The sequence below is a fragment of the Ruegeria spongiae genome, assembly GCF_023502395.1.
GTDB classification, from domain to species: domain Bacteria; phylum Pseudomonadota; class Alphaproteobacteria; order Rhodobacterales; family Rhodobacteraceae; genus Ruegeria_C; species Ruegeria_C spongiae.
The window spans coordinates 1-752 of the sequence record NZ_JAMFMB010000094.1; the positions used below are offsets into that span (position 1 = coordinate 1).

The 752-nt window shown below is 52.9% G+C and carries 1 protein-coding gene; it reads left to right on the forward strand.

The window, feature by feature from the left end:
* On the forward strand, nt 1-587 hold a 587-nt coding region (locus M3P21_RS22395), incomplete at its 5' end, for a hypothetical protein (protein ID WP_249713722.1).
* Nucleotides 588-752: the final 165 nt, after the last annotated feature.

A 752-nucleotide genomic window follows, 5' to 3' on the forward strand; every position in this document is an offset into this window, starting at 1 on the left:
GTGTTGCGCTGAACGATACGGCCTTTGTGCTGAGGGATGAGCTGGGTGAACACCTGGACGAGATCTCAGAGGGTGGAGCTACACCATTCACCAAAAGAACCTTCCGTGTTTCGAAGAGATCAACCAAGCGTAGTCTCGAAGCTGAGGTGCTGAGCAAGGACAAACAGTCGGAGTATCTTGTTCCGGCACTGACCGGCGGTGTGAGATCCAAGGGTGATTATGCGACGGGCCGAGCCGGTGTTCTGATCCCGGTCGAAGGTAAGCTCAACAAGTACGGCAACCTGCCTCGTGGATCACTCAAGCGCCAGCTGAACCGGCCAGATACGTTCCTTGGTCGGGTTGGCGATGATGACACTCTCGCCGTCCTGAAGCGCAAGCGCCGAACCAAGAAGAACCGCAAAGGCGGGCTTCAAGTCCTCGCAGTCTTCAAAGAGAAAGTGAAGCAAAGAGCGTTGCGCGGCTGGGATTTGGAAGGCGTGTCCGAGCGCGTGTTCCAGAAGGTTATGCTGAAGAACATGAACGAAGCTGTCGCTGATCTAGCGAGGCATGGGAAAGTTCGGTCACGGAAAGCCCGTGATGGACGGTAGTTTTATTTCTGAAACCGCCGGGGACCCTGGACACCCCCCACCCCTATGGGTGGCTTTCGCAAGAGGCGTACAACCTCCCTGTTTTTAAAAATTTTCAAAACAATTTCATCATCAACATTAACAAGAATTAGATAATCGAATCCGTGGCACGAAAACCCAATAAAA